The sequence below is a fragment of the Bacteroides sp. f07 genome (assembly GCF_042854785.1).
Lineage (GTDB): Bacteria > Bacteroidota > Bacteroidia > Bacteroidales > Bacteroidaceae > Bacteroides.
On the sequence record NZ_BAABXI010000003.1, the window covers coordinates 180,819 to 197,309 of the forward strand.

A 16,491-nucleotide genomic window follows, 5' to 3' on the forward strand; every position below is an offset into this window, starting at 1 on the left:
AAATAAATAATAATGCCTGCAAATGGATTGGGAATATTTCGTCCAGTCAAAATACCGAAAGTATTCAGCATAAATGTGCTATTTTTAAGATTACGAGGAGAAACAATTGCTCTAAAAGAAGCAAGTTAGGGTAAAAGTTGCATAAATAAGTGCAATATTATGCATAAATACAGACTAATATCGCATAATTCCGCATATAATATGCAATTTCTTCAGCTACTTAATCTTCATTCCCCCTAAACCAACGAGGCGTTCCTCGGTGTGCATCGATAAGTTCCTCACCGAGGAACCTATCCTTCCTCGGTGAGGAAGATACAGAAAGGGGATTTCGAGTGTTCGAAACTACCTTTTTTCTCTATTTCATCGTAGAACCGAAGAAGATATAATATAACCGAATGATTAGTTATTCATTATAAAAGCGCTCAATATGACAAGTAAAGCAGGTATATCATTACAACTTCATCATCATATAGTTTAAATCCCCACCAAAAGAGAAAAAGGAATTAGTAAATGCCGGAGTTTTTCTATTCTTTTCCATCAGTCATTGGTTATATTGATTTTCTGGCAGTTTAAATATTCCATTTTTAAGAAAGGTCGTTTTTTCAGTAAATGACAGTTCTCTCGAATCTTATCCGGTATTAACTCGTATGTAGAGTATTCCCTCGGATTTTTCCCAGAATCTTGGGGAACTGCCAAAAGAATAACAGAGTACAACATATTGCTGCTGTCGCGTCGGATATGGCCTCAGCCGCATATACACCTGTCACTCCCATGAAATGCGGCAATATCAATGCTAGTGGAATCAATAGAATTGCCTTACGCAACAAAGCAATAAAAATAGAAATCCGAGCTTGTCCCAATGCTACAAACATATTCTGGCAGGCACGCTGTAATCCGAAAATAGTCATGCCGCCCAAGAACACAGGCATCGTCCAACGAACAGTCTCAATCAACCTTTCATCACTTGTAAAAGCGGAAGCTACCGTTGAAGGGAACAAAATCATGAAAAGCATTAATATCAGGTTGAAAGAGAACATAGTTATCAATACAATACGGAAACAGTCTTTGACTCGCTGCTTGTCACCATGTCCATAGTTATAGCTTATTATCGGGACAAATCCTTGCGCGAATCCCGTCAATGGTACACTGGCAAACTGCATCGCACTTTGCAGAATTGTCAATGCACTAATGTAGATGTCGCCGAACTCTTTCAAACTACTATTGAGTACAAAACCAACTAAGCTCTCCGTACTAGCCATAATGAATGGAGATACTCCTAAAGCCAATATAGCAAGTATTATTTTCCTGTCCAATTTCATATAACGCTTTTCCAAAGGCAAAGAGGCACGTTTGGAAAAAAGGAAAGTCAGTACCCACACAGCACTGCAAGCCTGCGAAAGCACCGTAGCCAAAGCTGCTCCTTTCACCCCCATATCAAACCAGAAGATGAAGATAGGGTCAAGAATTATATTCAATAAAGCACCGATGAGAACCGAAAACATAGCAATGGCAGGACGCCCCTGTGCATTAATAAAGCTGTTCAATCCTGTTGATATTTCTACAAATATGGTACCCAACAGATAAATGGAAAGATAATCCACAGCATATTCCAATGTGTTTTCCGAAGCTCCCGTAAGAAGGAGAATGGGTTCCATAAATGTATATGCTATAAAAGAAGTAAGCAGAGTGAATGCTATCAAAAGGACAAAACCATTTCCCAATATTTTGCCGGCACGCAAACGGTCCCCTTGTCCGAGTGCAATGGCAGCCAATGGCGCACCGCCACCGCCTACAATTGCTGAAAAAGAAGAAATCAGGATAATGAGGGAAGTAGTTACTCCTACACCCGCCAATGCATCGGTTCCGATACCCGGAATATGTCCGATATATACACGGTCGACAATACTATATAGCAAATTGACGAACTGCGCAGCTACTGCCGGAAGTGCCATCTTAAAAACAAGTGGCAACATACGTTCTGTTCCCAGCCGTTCCTCGTATTTATTTATCATTCCAAACTTCTTTTTCTAAAATCGGGTGCAAAGTTACAAGAAAAACAGGCTTTCCGGTTGAATACAGATAAATAAAAGTTGGCTATTTTTGCATTAATTCTTCAATCTTCCCACCCATTATATAAGGTAAACATTCGGATATCTTTTCAAAACTCCAATCCCACCATTGCAGTTCCTGTAATTTGGCAATCGTATCCGTATCGAAACGCTTCCGAATCTCTTTGGCGGGTGTTCCGCCTACTATCGTATAAGGGAGAACATCTTTCGTTACTACTGCCCGTGATGCGATAACTGCTCCATTTCCAATATGTACTCCTGCCATGATAACAGCTTCATAGCCTATCCAAACGTCATTGCCAATCACTATATCACCCTTATTGTCCCAAGCTGAAGCAACCTCTTTTTTATCTAAATTCCATTCTTCAAAGAAGACAGGAAATGTATAGTTGGATAAAGAGTTCAACGTATGGTTTGCACTGTTGAAAAGGAATTTAGCTCCACAAGCAATGGAACAGAATTTTCCTATTATCAACCGGTCTTTGTTGATGGGATAATGATATAAAACATTGTTCTTCTCAAAAAGAACCGGGTCATTCACAAAATCATTGTATATCGTATAATCACCTACAATAATAGCAGGATTCTTTATTACTGTATTCAGATAGATAGTCTGAAAATCATTGGTACGGGGATATATTTTCGTATTCATTGTGTGATAGCTTCTTTAATAGGGTTTCCAAAATAGAATAATGAAATAACTTGTGACTTATGTGAAGTCACAAAAAGTTGGGACAACAGACTTTTCCATTGTTCACAATCCATATGGGCGAAGCTATTTACAGAGTTGCCATTTCATTGCGTCAGAAGAATAGGATTTATATCACCTGACAAATGTACAAAATAAATTGTCAGATACTATTTTCTGATAGGACAAACAGAAGAAATCATACCGAATTTAACTCTATCATTCAGTTGCCATACCACTTTACCGTTTGAATCAATCTCTACCAATTGGGGATGTTTACCCTTACCGGCTTCACGGTCATGCCCTTGCCAGTTGCAAATATAAAGTCCGCCTTTTTTCAAGGGAAAGAGTTGAGCTACAAAAAATAGTTGTACCCCGTCTATATCATTGGCATTTACCTGACGGATAATCTTGTTCGAGGTAGCATCCAGTTGAACGAAACAATGAGCATCCCCGCAAGCTACCAAATAGTCGCCATTCTTCAGGAAAGCAGTGGAGAAAGGAGTACCGGAGAGTTTTACAGTATTCAGCAGTTTACCGTCAGATGCAATTTCGCGTACTTCAGAAGTAGCAAATAAAGGAACGAGATAATTTCCCTTTTTATTCTTATTTATTTGACGGAACTGTGCATGGGGACGTTCGATACCTGTTTCAAATTCGGTTTTCGAAAGAATTTCCCCTTTTGGATTTACTTCTAAAATGGTAGACGGATGACCGCACCAAGCTATTAAAGCATTACCGTCGGGCAATATGCGTGCAGTCTGCATTTCACAACCAGCAGGAGCGGCAATGTTCCAAAGTTCCTGTCCGTCACGGGTTATCATTTTTGCTCCTTTGGAGTAGGAAAAGAGGATTTCTCCTGTTTTTGTAGCTGCTACCGAGTTACATTCCCATCCTTTTTCCAAAGGATACTCCCATACTATTTCTTTTGTTTCTTTATTTATAATGGCAATTTTGTTCCAACCGGAGCCGCCCAATAACAAATGTTGGGGTGACTTACTCTGAACGATCGGTGCCAGACACAATAGAGTAAATAATAATATGAGATTCTTCATAGCATACATCATTACGTTCGATTAATTATTCTATTTTTGTTTTCCCATGAAAGATAGAATTCCAAGCAATGCCACCAGGAATACCGATGCTAAAAGATAGATGAATATACCGCCTACATGGTCGTTTTGACCATAAGAATGCATACCGCTCAAGAAATAATTCACTCCGAAGAATGTCATCAGCACGCTATAGAAAGCAATCACTGAAGAGAGATTGAACAGCCACAGTTTGTTTTTGAACGGCATCAAATGAAGATGGGTGACAATAGCGTAAACGACCATTGTAATCAGCGCCCAAGTCTCTTTCGGGTCCCATCCCCAATAGCGTCCCCATGATTCATTTGCCCAAATAGCTCCAAGGAATGTTCCTATCGTCATCAAGGCAAGTCCAATCAGGAGAGACATTTCGTTTATGATGCTCAATTCTTTTATTCGCTGTATCAATACCGACTTTCTAAGACTTATCATCACCAGGTTGACTAATCCAAGCAGGCAACTGATACCGAAGAATCCATATGCACCCACAATAACGGCTACATGAAACATAAGCCACGGTGATTTCAGAACAGGAACGAGCGGATTGATTTGCGGGTCCATCCAGTTCAGTCCCGAAACAAATAGGATAGTTCCACCGAACAGTGTAGCCAGGGCAAAGGTCAGCAGACTGCGACGGGCAAACAGTAATCCGGCAAAAACCGTAGCCCAAGACACGTACACCATCGTTTCATACGAATTGCTCCATGGAGCGTATCCCGCGATATACCAACGCATACCCATTCCATATATATGGAAAAGAAAAACAACCAGAATAGCAGTAGATAGACAACAAACCACAAAACGCATCCATCTGACACGCTTGAATAAAGATACAAAAGCGGATACCAGCAACAAACCTCCAAGAATCAAATAGCCTTTCTTACACTGTCTAAACACATCCAGACGATTATATTGTATCTCCGCTTCCATTTTTCCGACAGTAACACCTGCTATCGTATTCTTTGCCTGTTGATAAGTGGAAATCATTTCTACTATTTCATCAGGTTTTGTCCAGTCTCCACTCTGCAGAGAAGTCTGCACTTCCTCCACATACCAAGTCAGAATACGGGAAACAAACATGGAATCTTTCCCTGAAAACGCCGACAAGTCATCACCCGGAGCATACCATGTATGTTCCGGATCATCTTCTTTCGGGAAAAGGTTGATTAACTGCCAGTTTAACAACTGATGAAAGATATTTATTTGTTCATCGAACTTTATCAGTTCCTTATCAAAACGAGTCCGCATGGCAGACATCCTGCCATATGCTTGATCCAGTTTCTCCTGCAACTTATAATTTCCGCCGGCATCAAATACATCCATATAGGCACATTGTCCGGACGGCAGATTATAATAATCTCCCAACTCCTTACCGGGAACAGCAATAAAAGGTATATACCTCCAGAGTTCCGGCATTGTCAAGACACTAAGCAAAAACTGGTCCGAGTTTAAAGAATAAAAGGTATCGGACTTATGTAACTTCCGCAAGACTTCAGACGAAAAAGTATTGACAGGAAGCACACGCCCCCTTCCGGACTGAAGAGGCAATGCCCCGAAACGGGCAGCATGCCCGCTGTTAATGACACGCTTTAAAACCGTTTCTGTCATTTGTGCCGAAGTATCAGCGGCATGAACCGGCAAAAAGGAAAATGCCAACAACACAAGAAGAAGAGACGAACAACGTAATTCCTTTAACCGGCGGCTGAGTTGCATAAAACGTGAACGCTTATCTACAAAACACAGCAACAGACCGAGTAACAAAACAGCATATCCGGTATAAGTGACAGTTCGCCCTGCCACATCACGGTTGACAGAAAGTACCGTACCCTGTTCATCCTGGTCATAAGAAGCCTGAAAAAAACGGTAACCTTTCACATCCAGGACATTATTCATATACACCCGTTCCGAAATGACTTCCCCGTCCAGATGTACCAGCAACTCACTTTCATAAGCCGACGGACTGGACGAACCGGGATAACGGGTCAGAGTAAAGTTCATCAATTCCACACTGAAAGGTAGTGTACGGTAAATCACCCCATCGGCATGACGGACAGCAAAACGGTTGCTAGTCTCCCCCTCCCGCAAGTGAAGAAGCCCCTCTTCACCATAAAGATGAGAGACTAACGCTCCCAAAAGGATTAGATTGAAAGCACCATGAGTAACCAACATTCCCCACTTACGCCTTTTCAATGAATGTTGTCTGACAGCGACAGCCAGCCAGTTGACCACCAACAAAAACTGAAGAAAGAAAAACAAAGGAGAACAATACACCACCGACCTGGCAATCTCACTCCCCTGATACTTCTCAATAAAAGTAGCAGCAGCCAAACCTGCACCATATACAAGTAACAACACAATAGTGGTTGTTGGTGAGGAAACCAGTCTTTTCAGAGCAGCCTTCATTAGCACATTCAATTAATCTTCGATAATGACACGGAAACCGACATTGAATACACATTGGTAAGGATAGAATCCTTTACGTGAGTATGCAGTGGAATATTGGGGCCGTTCAATGTACGAACCACCACGAACCACTTTATATTCGGAGACCTTCTTCGTATTTTCTTTATATGGATAAGGAACATAATCCGAACGCGTCCATTCGGCAACATTGCCATGCATACAGTATAAACCGAACGGATTAGCTTCGTATTTCTTTCCTCCTACCTGCACCAAGCTGCCATCATCCACACCGGCAGCCTTGGGAAGAAACGTATAATACTTATACCAAGACGAATTGGGCGACATCGGTTGCGGATCGACCCCACTCACCGCAAACTTGTTCGTTGTCACATCAGCCAGATTATCTTTCCTGCCAAAATCTGCATTTAAATCACCAAACCAGAAAGCCTGGTCGCTACCTCCACGACAAGCCCATTCCCATTGCGCTTCGGTTGGAAGCGTAATCGTCAGCCCGGTCTTCCGGCTCAATATCCTGCAATATTCCATCGCATCATTATAGCTTACCCGAATGACGGGTTGTTCGGGTTTATTGGCAGGATAGCCCGGCACCACATGATCTTTCCACTGCTGGTCCACATAACGGCTGTCATGTTGCGGGAATATAGCGTTATACTGCTGGTTAGTCACTTCCAATTCACCCATCCAGAATGCTTTATCTATCTTCACTTTAGTAGCAGGACAAGCATCCGGTTCACCTTGATAACTCCCCATAACAAACTCACCCGCCGGAATACGTACAAACGTCATCCGAACTCCCGGAGCGATTTCTATCACCTTACTGGTCACTTTCTCACCGGCCAACATCTCCTTTACTTTATCCGGAGTAAACGGCCATCCTTTTGCCCGCGGGCTTTTTTCTTTCACCGGTTTCATCTTCTCCGGTATCACCGGTTCTATTTCACCTTTATTTTTCAGTTGACCGGCATAATCGGCTATTTCCTTCTTCCAGTCCACTCCGGCCCCACAAGCATATTTATCGGTCAGTTGCTTACGACGTTCTATCTGGTCATATCCCTGATAAGGAAACGATGTCAGAACATTGGCATTGAAATACCCCTTGTCGGGAGCATTATAGTCAATCCAGTTATATATTTTCCTCCATTCCGCATCCGTCAGCCGCACATTATAATGTCCTTTCTTCAAAAGACGAACCAGTTCGCTGGTATTCGGGTGATATTCATAAGGGTTAAGTACCACCATATCACCTTCACCTCCCTGACGATGCACATACGGATGAAGATTGAGGTAAGATGTTCCATACCCTTTCTTATCCTTCTTGCCTCCACGCAGGTCGAACGCTTTTCCTTCACCGTTATGACAGGCGATGCAGGCACGGTCCAAAATCGGCTGTATTTCCAAATCAAAGGTAAACGAACGGGGACCGCCTTCAGGGGGAGTCAAAGCATGCGGTGCTTTTTGCGAAGCAATCACACGTTTCGGTATGACAACTTGATTCTGGTCTTCATGGCATCCTACACAAGAGACAATCTCTCCCGGTTGTCCGGTCAGCCAACTACGCATCCACTGCACAGCCACTCCGTCCTTATCCAACGGCTGGATAGAAACCGGAGTATTGGCAGGTATCTTAAAGATAACCGATCCGTCTTCCTCCACCGGAACGGTTCCCAGCATACGTTTTATATCCCACCCCGACTGGATACCATGCCAGTTATGATCGGATTGTGTCTGTACATAAGCATATTCATAAGCGTGCAAACGAAGTGACTTCACTGTTCCGCGCGGAATACCCTTCAACCCTTCGCCTTCATAAATATCTTGTATAAAGACGGTCGCCTGCTTTTCCTCCAGTTTCACCCGGTCAGGAATGGCAGGAGGAGCTATCGTTTTACGAACGGCTATCGGACTGATATATCCTTCTCCTTCCATCTTATGCAGACAAGTTACATTATCAAATTTATCCACCAGATATATACCCCACAAATCATTCTTGTCCAACTTTGCCGCAACCAGAAAATAAGTATCGTTGAGCGGAGAGGGTTTAATAAACTGCGGCCATACATCGTCTACCAATCTATCTTTTACTTCCTCAACGATAGGACGGTTGCGGAAAGGTATTTCCTGCAACATACCGGCAGCTCCTTTACGCGCTTTAGCCGGGTCGAACAGGATAAGACGGCCTGAACGCGCTACCCCGTGATGTCCCGAAATTATACCGACAAAAGCGGAACTATAACCGGGCAAAGGCTGTATGTCAAATGTACTGTTGGGAAACATCGATCCACTGCCGTACAACGCTTTCTGCTCTGTACCGTCGGGATTCATGCTCATCACTATACGGGTGTAATAGTGTGTCAGATCTGTGTATTCCCAACGAGTGTACATCACACGACCATTATTCATTATCACCGGATTCCAGTTGGCATCCTGATCGAAAGTCAAGCGACGCAGTTTTTTATTCTCCGGTGTATAAAGCACCATATTCCCGACCGGGTCACTCCCATTGACACATGGAACGCCCTGATAACCTATGTTCGAATTGGCGATAATACGGCCGTCCGGCAGATAAGTTCCGTCATAAAATTCCAGGTCCGGTTCCGGATTATCAATCAGTTTCTTACAACTGCCACCATTCAGTTTTACCTCAAATACATTCCAACGATTATCAGGCATAGTTTGGGTAAACATCGCACGTTCTCCATCCCAATGCAACCTCAAATCAGCAATAGAAGAAGTATTGGCAGGTTTATAAACGGAACGTACCTGCACATCACCACGCAGATTGGTTAACTCAACAAGCTCTGCATCAAAACCTTTCCGGCGGGCCGATTCCTGATTACTCCAGTTGTTCGACTGCGTACCAAGCTCAGGAGCCATTGCCTTGCGGTCTCTGTTGCCCAACTTATAACGGACGGTCAATACCTTATCTCCATCCAATAAAGGATTAGCCAACAAAATAGCACGCTTATTGGCAATTGCCTTTTCTGCATTTGCCAGAACAGCCTCATCGCCGCTATACACATTACCGAATCCTTGTTTCACCTGCTGCTCCAGTTCAGTCAATACAGACAGATACCTTACGGCATCAAAACCCTGTAACCGCTTCATATCATCATAAGCCAGACGAACAGCCTCCATATTCAGCCATTTCAGTTCGTTCTGTAAGAAGAGCATACGTTGTATCTTCTTATAAAGTTCCTGATATCCGGCCACTTGGTTTTCTACTTTCCTTTCTGCCTCAATTTGTTGAACTGTATTCTTCACGTAAGAAGCGTCTTTCAGATAAGCAGCCGATTTCAAGACGAGCTCGCGCCCGGTAGAAGCATCAACAGGTTTCTCCGACGAAGTTCTATTCATCGAAACAGTTTTTTGTTTTACAGAAGCATTCATTTTTGTACTTCTTTGCTGAGCCGTGACTGTAGAAACCAGCAAAGAAGATACTAAAAACGAAATTAATATGCGATACTTGTTTATCATGGTGGATTATTTAAGTCGAATCTACACTAATTCGAAATATTCAATTTATAATGCAGCCGTCGGATGAGTGAAACGCAACCCGGCATTATCATGGTAGTTTGCCCATTCACAAACAACAGCACCCTCCGGCCCCGCCATCATGAAATGAAAAGTTTCCATCTCCTTCAAACGCAGGATATCTCCTACTTTCTGTATTACACAATTCTTGCTTCTGACGGGACCATGCTTTGCCGGAACCGGAGGAGCATCCGGAGTTTCCTCTCCTACTTCCGAAAAATTGTAAACCCATCCTTTCTCTACCATCCATGACTCATGCTTTGCCGGAAAATCCGTTTTGACATGAGCATGTTCAGGAATCATCTGCCCCGGAAGTAAATAAATGGCATGAGCAAAATAACCGTAATCCGGATCATTTATCCAGAAAATACCTCCCATACCTACATTTTCAAAATCCCCCAGGCCAAAGTCCGTCACCCACATATTTTCAGCCATAAACCTGGTAAAAGGGATATTATAGAAAACAAACATTTCCTTCATTGCCTTTATAGCAGTCTCTTGTTGAAATACGCCGTTTTTATAAAAATCGGCATTAGTGTACTTTTTCATATCAGTCATCGTTTTATCTGTTAGTATTAATATAATCTCCGTATCTATTCCATCGCTATCCCCTCTATCTCAATCAACAGCTCTTCCCTGCATACTCCGGCCTGCAAAAAGGAAACAGGAATATTCAGTCCATAACTCTCAATCCCTCTCTTTGCTTCGTCATAGTCCGACTCATTCTTCAGGTAAACACGCAGCATCATTAAACGGGCGTCGTCTATTAATTGAGCGATATTCTCCATTGTTATCTGCAACTGACGCTCCAAACCTACTCCCTTCAGACTTTCTTCTCCCCTGATTGCGGCCGTTCCGGAAATATATACCAGACGCCGGCCATGAAAAGTCATGCTCTTGGCACGTTCAAATTTCGGGGTAGTCTTCTTCTGCCGGGCTTCTTCAAGTACCTGTTCGGAATAGGCATGAGCGGCAACCTGCAACTTATTGTCAATAGGAGTAACAAAAGCATCAGGAGTATGAAGCATTGCTGCATCCACGTCAATCAAAACCCCTCCCCGACTCATGCCAATACCTGTAGCGGCAGGGTATCCCTTCGACCAGTCATTTCCCGCATAAAACGCCGTACGTACATTATTAAACGACTGGTAATGTTGTCCGGTTTCGTCATATCCGGTTATTTGTTCTATATAATTCCATTGCCGAACAATGTTGCCGAACAAAAAAGATTCTTTATCCAAGACTCCTTTCAACTGCCGGAAAGCTTCCACTGACCGTTGCTCCATATCCTTATATGCCTCATCGCCTTGAAATCCGCCGGCAAAAAGGAAACGTCCCGATTCATTTTCGACCAATACATAAGGAAGGTTCTCATACTGACGATAAAAGACCCGTTCATCGGCATCGGGGAGATAACTATGTACTTCCATTACCAGCGATGCGTTCAGCACCGGTTGTAAAACATAGCTAAACGCCGGTTCACAATCTCCGAAAAACGCACGTACCTTTGTCCTGAGCATCCGCCGTTGAGCAACATATTCCTCTCCTGAAACAGGCACGCCGAATAAAACCAAACGTAACACTGTTCCTTTTTTGGGCATCCGGGACAATAAATCGTCTATCATAGCCGGGAAATCCGCCGCAGAGGCAGTCAAATGAGAATAATGTATTTTATCACAATAGTTCATAAACCTGCTACTTAAAGGGAATTTACATATTCGGTCAATTCTTCAATTTCTTTTTTTGAAACCTTCCTGTCAATTCCATGCTTGTGAACTTCGAATACTTCCTGCATTGTTTCAGCACGCCCGTCAAACAAATAAGGAGCTGTACGCCAACATTCCACCAGCGTAGGTGTATCCCAGCCTTTCTCAAACTCTATATCTTCACCAATCCGATGCATTTTCATATCGGTGTACAAAGGTCCGCTATGACATTCACCGCATTTCAGTTTTTCAAAGACTTTTCTTCCCGCTTTAGCTTTTTCCGACAACTCTCCGTTTATCAAGTACGGGCTGGAAACCGGACGCAAAGATCTCATATACGCATCCACACACTCGGCCATATCTTCTTCGGGTTCATAAAACTGAATATACCGGAATCCTGCACGTACGGCGACTTCGGCTTTCGCACGAATCCCCGAAATCATGTTAGGAGGTGTCACATGACTATAAAGCAAGCTCTTGCAGTTTTTAGGATTACCCACCCCGTCATTCATCAAGTCCCAGTTCATACCGTCCGTGCGGCCATCTCCGGGGTGACATCCGTTACAACTTTGCCAACCTTGATAACAATGCCCCGCGTCATTGAAATATTTCTCTCCTTTTTGTTCTTTTGTCTCGGTACGCCCTACATTCATAGTGACGGCAGTTACCGACAACGTATTCACATCCACTATATTTAATATATCGGCAAAATATGTAGGAATAATCAATTTATTATTTGAGACAAGAAAATTACGCGGACCGTTGCCCTGTAAAGGTATCCTCTTACGAAGACCATAAAGAAAAGTCAGATCGTAGTCCAAACGGCTTTTGTCCTCACAACGCCGGAATTTATCCAGCATCCGGGGATGGTCGATAACACTTACCTCGTGCGTTCCGCTATGAGTTATGTAGACATACCTCTCATCACAGGCAATGCCCCATACACCGGCGGCCCCCCGGTCGGGTTCGTCCACCAATACGGCACCTTCAAACTCCTGCTTTTCCACATCGATGATGCTAAAAGCACTTGTATTCATCCACCCTTGCTGCAATTGCGAAGTAGGTACCATAAAACGTCCTAAATTATGCGATACATAAATATATTTACCATCGGGAGTAATGCACATATCCCGCAAAGCATTACTGCCATTCGCCAGTTGGATGTCTTTCACCTTAGTGAAACTTCTCATATCAATTACCGATACACAAGCAGCCACTATATTCAGGTCAGCCCGTTGCGCCGGCAAGAAGTTTGCTACAAACATATACCGTCCGTCTTTACTGAATATGGCAGACCTTGGTTCACGCAAGACCTTCACATTTCTTACCACCTTACATGCTACGGGGTCTATCTCGCTTACCGTATTGGCAAACTGGTTACACACATATATATGCTTCTTGTCCGCAGCAAATAGAGGGTAACAAGCTCCCGAACCGACAGGAATCACAGTTTCCACTTGTCCCGACTTCAACGACAGCACCTCCAGTTGCCCGGTCTTCCCGAAAGTAGTCACATACGCCTTATCTCCATCAAGCAGCAGCCCTGTGGGAGTTTCTTTGAACGGATACGAGCGCAGCAGTTTTTTCCCGTCAGCAGCAAAAACATCCAGCCGCTTTGTTCCTTTTTGAGTCATCAACAATTCGCCTTTTCCATTGACGGCAGTACCTGTAGTAAAGAAAGGCGGATTTCCGGCCATAACCATGGATATGCCACAACCAAGAAGACAAATCAACAAAAAGTTCCTTATCATAGTATTCGGTGTTTTTATAGCGTTATTACTTAAATTCTTCTGTACCCCAGTCCGACAGATATTTGTCCGGCAATCTCTTTGACAATCAAGATAGTAGTACGTAACTGTTCTTCCGTCAGCCGGTCTTTGGGTCCCGAAATCCAAATAGAGCCACAAGGATATCCCGTATAATTCAGCACAGGCGCACCGACACAAATCACTCCGCTCAGTTCCTCTTCATTATCCAAAGCATATCCCTGCTGATAAACTTTTTCCAGTTCTTCCAGATACGCCTCCCGTGAAGTAATAGTACGTGAATTATAACGAGTGAAAGTCATATAAGAAAGATAACGGTTCCGGACAGTAACAGGCAGATAAGCCATAATTGCCTTTCCCGGTGCGGAACAATGCAGTTCAAAAGGTTTGCCTGGCGACAGGACAAAACAAAACGCATGATGTCCCCGTGCCTGTTCAATAAAAATGCCTTTTTCATCCCCCAATACACCAAAGCAGGCAGTCTCTTTCACCCTGTCTCTCAAATCACGCAAATGCGGCAGGACTGTTTCCAACAGATTATGCTCATTCAATGCACGGAAACCCAAAGTCAGCAATTTACGGGTCAACTTATATCGCCTGGTGTCTTCACTAAAAGAAAGATAATCCAATCGTACTAATGTATTCAAAATACGATAAGCAGTAGTCTGCGATATATCAAGCGCCAATTTGATTCCCTGCAGCGTTTCTCCTTCTGCCCGTGAAGAAAGATACTCTATCACTGCAATACCTTTTTCTAAATTAGGCACTTTATAATTATCGTCCGGTTTTTCCGGACTTTGCTCTATATTTTCCATATTTGGCAACATGTTTTCCATATTTGAAATATCATTCCAGCTTTTGGATAAAAATAAAGATGTTGTTCCTAACTGGGATTACAGATATGTAAAAAGAAGTTAAGTGTGTTACATAACATATTTAGAACACTAAATATGTATTCCATACCGGTGTTTTACCTCAGCCATAACAAAAGTACTTTCCAATGAGCCAAGACTATCAATCGTCCCCAATACATTCAGAATAAACTCCTGATAATATTTCATATTGGGCGCATGAATCTTCAACAGATAATCATAGCTGCCCGATATATTATAACACTCGGTCACTTCGGGAATATCCTGTATGATTCGTGTAAACTCAGCCGCAATATCCCTGTTCAGCCGTCTGAGCTTCACGCTGCAAAATACCACAAATCCCTGATTCAACTTTTCCGCATCGAGTACGGCAATATACTTCTTTATATAACCGCCACTTTCGAGCCGTTTGAGACGTTCGAATACAGGGGTTGATGACAAACTCACCCGGGCAGCCAGCTCTTTGGTAGTCAGACGGGCATTCTCTTGCAAAGTACGAAGTATTTGCAAATCCACTTTATCCAGTTTCTCCAATGCACTCATAGAATAATATTCTTCTAAAAGGTAAAATTCAGGAATGAATCAAATCATTCATTCTGTACAACAGCACAAAAATAGTATTATTTTCTATATTTTTATCACATCTTGTTCGATTACTCCACCCGACATAACTTTGCAAGAAAATAGAAACGATTATTTAACTTCAAAAAACATACGATTATGGCAACAAGGAATTTACACTTCGAGACTTTACAGGTACATGTAGGACAGGAACAGGCAGACCCGGCAACTGATGCCCGTGCAGTACCTATTTACCAGACTACTTCTTATGTATTTCACAATTCGGCTCACGCAGCCGCCCGTTTCGGCCTGCAAGATCCGGGGAATATCTACGGTCGTCTGACTAACTCCACCCAAGGAGTTTTTGAACAACGCGTAGCCGCCCTTGAAGGAGGTGTAGCCGGTCTGGCAGTTGCTTCCGGTGCTGCCGCAATCACTTATGCATTCGAGAATATTACCCGCTCCGGTGACCATATTGTAGCAGCCAAGACTATCTATGGCGGAAGTTACAATCTACTGGCACATACCCTACCCAGCTATGGCATCACAACGACTTTTGTTGATCCGAGCGATTTATCCAACTTTGAAAAAGCTATCCAGGAGAATACCAAAGCGGTATTTATTGAGACATTAGGTAACCCGAATTCCAATATCATTGATATAGAAGCCGTATCCGAAATAGCTCACCGCCACAAGATTCCTTTGATTATAGACAATACATTCGGCACTCCTTATTTAATCCGTCCCATCGAACATGGAGCAGATATTGTGGTACATTCAGCAACAAAATTCATTGGCGGACACGGGTCGTCACTAGGCGGAGTGATCGTCGATTCCGGCAAATTTGACTGGGTAGCTTCCGGCAAGTTCCCACAACTCACCGAACCGGATCCTTGCTATCACGGAGTACGCTTTGTAGATGCTGCCGGCCCGGCCGCTTACGCTGTCCGCATACGTGCCATTCTGCTGCGTGACACGGGAGCAACTATCAGCCCGTTCAACGCTTTTATCCTGTTGCAAGGGCTGGAAACCCTCTCATTGCGTGTAGAACGTCATGTGGAAAACGCGCTGAAAGTCGTGAATTTCTTAAACAATCATCCGAAAGTAAAGAAAGTGAATCACCCGTCATTGCCCAATCATCCCGACCATGCATTATATCAGCGTTACTTCCCGAACGGTGCAAGTTCTATCTTTACTTTCGAAGTAAAGGGCGGACAGGAAGAGGCGCACCGTTTCATTGACAGTCTGGAGATATTCTCACTGCTTGCCAATGTTGCCGATGTGAAGTCGCTCGTGATTCATCCTGCAAGCACCACTCACTCACAACTAAATACACAGGAACTTGTCGAACAGGAAATTTATCCGGGCACTGTCCGCTTGTCTATCGGAACGGAACATATTGATGATTTGATTGCCGATCTGGAACAGGCTCTTGCCAGAATCTAAAATGCAGTAATTTGTGCATTGAACTTTCCGTCACTGTGAAACGTTATAACGATATAACATTAAAACATTGCAGCCATGGAAAAATATTTAATACACAGCAACGAACTGCATCTGATAGACGCAGAGAAAATCCATCAGGCCGTGGAGAAGATGGTGGAGTCACTCGATTTAGCCGCCGGTTCCACTACCAACTTTGACCTCTATCAAGTTGTGGGAGACTACTTTAAAAACCTTGAGAAAAGAAGGAAGATCAACCACGTATTGGGAATCAAAGAAGATAGATATGAACTGGCCGAAGCCTTCGGCATCAGATAAAAGAAATTTTATTTAATCACAC

Annotated in this window: 11 protein-coding genes and 1 pseudogene; 2 read left to right on the forward strand and 10 right to left on the reverse strand. The window is 43.2% G+C overall.

Going from position 1 to position 16,491, the window contains the following annotated elements; all coding sequences use genetic code 11:
* Window positions 1–638: 638 nt before the first annotated feature.
* The 10 genes and pseudogenes from ACGHVY_RS20605 to ACGHVY_RS20650 all read right to left on the reverse strand — a co-directional run bounded on the left by ACGHVY_RS20605 (window position 639) and on the right by ACGHVY_RS20650 (window position 14,690).
* The gene (locus ACGHVY_RS20605) at window positions 639–2,012 is read right to left on the reverse strand and encodes an MATE family efflux transporter (RefSeq protein WP_390601233.1); all 1,374 of its coding nucleotides are present in this window, start codon (window positions 2,010–2,012) and stop codon (window positions 639–641) included.
* A gap of 82 nt (window positions 2,013–2,094) precedes the next feature.
* Window positions 2,095–2,721, reverse strand: a complete 627-nt coding sequence (locus tag ACGHVY_RS20610; RefSeq protein ID WP_390601235.1) for a CatB-related O-acetyltransferase — start codon at window positions 2,719–2,721, stop codon at window positions 2,095–2,097.
* Window positions 2,722–2,927: 206 nt separating this feature from the next.
* The gene (locus tag ACGHVY_RS20615) at window positions 2,928–3,812 is read right to left on the reverse strand and encodes a hypothetical protein (protein WP_390601237.1); all 885 of its coding nucleotides are present in this window, start codon (window positions 3,810–3,812) and stop codon (window positions 2,928–2,930) included.
* A gap of 30 nt (window positions 3,813–3,842) precedes the next feature.
* Window positions 3,843–6,251, reverse strand: coding sequence for a cytochrome c biogenesis protein CcsA (gene ccsA / locus ACGHVY_RS20620; RefSeq protein ID WP_390601239.1), 2,409 nt, complete (start codon window positions 6,249–6,251; stop codon window positions 3,843–3,845).
* Window positions 6,252–6,263: 12 nt separating this feature from the next.
* Complete coding sequence (locus tag ACGHVY_RS20625; RefSeq protein ID WP_390601241.1) at window positions 6,264–9,746, reverse strand: SUMF1/EgtB/PvdO family nonheme iron enzyme; 3,483 nt, start codon at window positions 9,744–9,746, stop codon at window positions 6,264–6,266.
* Between the two features lie 45 nt (window positions 9,747–9,791).
* Window positions 9,792–10,367: pseudogene (locus ACGHVY_RS20630) on the reverse strand (hypothetical protein); the annotation flags it as partial.
* Window positions 10,368–10,396: 29 nt separating this feature from the next.
* Window positions 10,397–11,491 carry an endoribonuclease L-PSP gene (locus tag ACGHVY_RS20635; RefSeq protein WP_390601244.1) on the reverse strand — a complete coding sequence of 365 codons (1,095 nt, stop codon included), beginning with the start codon at window positions 11,489–11,491 and terminating at the stop codon, window positions 10,397–10,399.
* An 11-nt stretch (window positions 11,492–11,502) separates the two neighbouring features.
* Window positions 11,503–13,260 carry a YVTN family beta-propeller repeat-containing protein gene (locus tag ACGHVY_RS20640; RefSeq protein ID WP_390601246.1) on the reverse strand — a complete coding sequence of 586 codons (1,758 nt, stop codon included), beginning with the start codon at window positions 13,258–13,260 and terminating at the stop codon, window positions 11,503–11,505.
* A 29-nt stretch (window positions 13,261–13,289) separates the two neighbouring features.
* Entirely contained in the window at window positions 13,290–14,111 is an 822-nt protein-coding gene (locus ACGHVY_RS20645; protein ID WP_390601249.1) for an IclR family transcriptional regulator, read from the reverse strand.
* A gap of 108 nt (window positions 14,112–14,219) precedes the next feature.
* Window positions 14,220–14,690: an Lrp/AsnC family transcriptional regulator gene (locus tag ACGHVY_RS20650; RefSeq protein ID WP_308743963.1), complete on the reverse strand. Its 471-nt coding sequence runs from the start codon at window positions 14,688–14,690 to the stop codon at window positions 14,220–14,222.
* Window positions 14,691–14,867: 177 nt separating this feature from the next.
* Here ACGHVY_RS20650 and ACGHVY_RS20655 point away from each other — a divergent pair, with 177 nt between their 5' ends.
* Both ACGHVY_RS20655 and ACGHVY_RS20660 read left to right on the forward strand, forming a co-directional pair.
* Complete coding sequence (locus ACGHVY_RS20655) at window positions 14,868–16,154, forward strand: O-acetylhomoserine aminocarboxypropyltransferase/cysteine synthase family protein (protein ID WP_390601250.1); 1,287 nt, start codon at window positions 14,868–14,870, stop codon at window positions 16,152–16,154.
* Window positions 16,155–16,229: 75 nt separating this feature from the next.
* Window positions 16,230–16,469 (forward strand): hypothetical protein, encoded by a 240-nt coding sequence (locus ACGHVY_RS20660; protein ID WP_390601252.1) that lies wholly within the window; start codon window positions 16,230–16,232, stop codon window positions 16,467–16,469.
* The last annotated feature ends 22 nt before the right edge of the window (window positions 16,470–16,491 follow it).

Excerpts from the sequence above, each read along its gene's own strand:
- ACGHVY_RS20640 (WP_390601246.1), bottom strand. The coding sequence starts at position 13,260 with ATGATAAGGAACTTTTTGTTGATTTGTCTTCTTGGTTGTGGCATATCC.
- ccsA (WP_390601239.1), bottom strand. The coding sequence starts at position 6,251 with ATGAAGGCTGCTCTGAAAAGACTGGTTTCCTCACCAACAACCACTATT.
- ACGHVY_RS20605 (WP_390601233.1), bottom strand. The coding sequence starts at position 2,012 with ATGATAAATAAATACGAGGAACGGCTGGGAACAGAACGTATGTTGCCA.
- ACGHVY_RS20610 (WP_390601235.1), bottom strand. The coding sequence starts at position 2,721 with ATGAATACGAAAATATATCCCCGTACCAATGATTTTCAGACTATCTAT.
- ACGHVY_RS20650 (WP_308743963.1), bottom strand. The coding sequence starts at position 14,690 with ATGAGTGCATTGGAGAAACTGGATAAAGTGGATTTGCAAATACTTCGT.
- ACGHVY_RS20615 (WP_390601237.1), bottom strand. The coding sequence starts at position 3,812 with ATGAAGAATCTCATATTATTATTTACTCTATTGTGTCTGGCACCGATC.
- ACGHVY_RS20655 (WP_390601250.1), top strand. The coding sequence starts at position 14,868 with ATGGCAACAAGGAATTTACACTTCGAGACTTTACAGGTACATGTAGGA.
- ACGHVY_RS20635 (WP_390601244.1), bottom strand. The coding sequence starts at position 11,491 with ATGAACTATTGTGATAAAATACATTATTCTCATTTGACTGCCTCTGCG.
- ACGHVY_RS20625 (WP_390601241.1), bottom strand. The coding sequence starts at position 9,746 with ATGATAAACAAGTATCGCATATTAATTTCGTTTTTAGTATCTTCTTTG.
- ACGHVY_RS20645 (WP_390601249.1), bottom strand. The coding sequence starts at position 14,111 with ATGGAAAACATGTTGCCAAATATGGAAAATATAGAGCAAAGTCCGGAA.
- ACGHVY_RS20660 (WP_390601252.1), top strand. The coding sequence starts at position 16,230 with ATGGAAAAATATTTAATACACAGCAACGAACTGCATCTGATAGACGCA.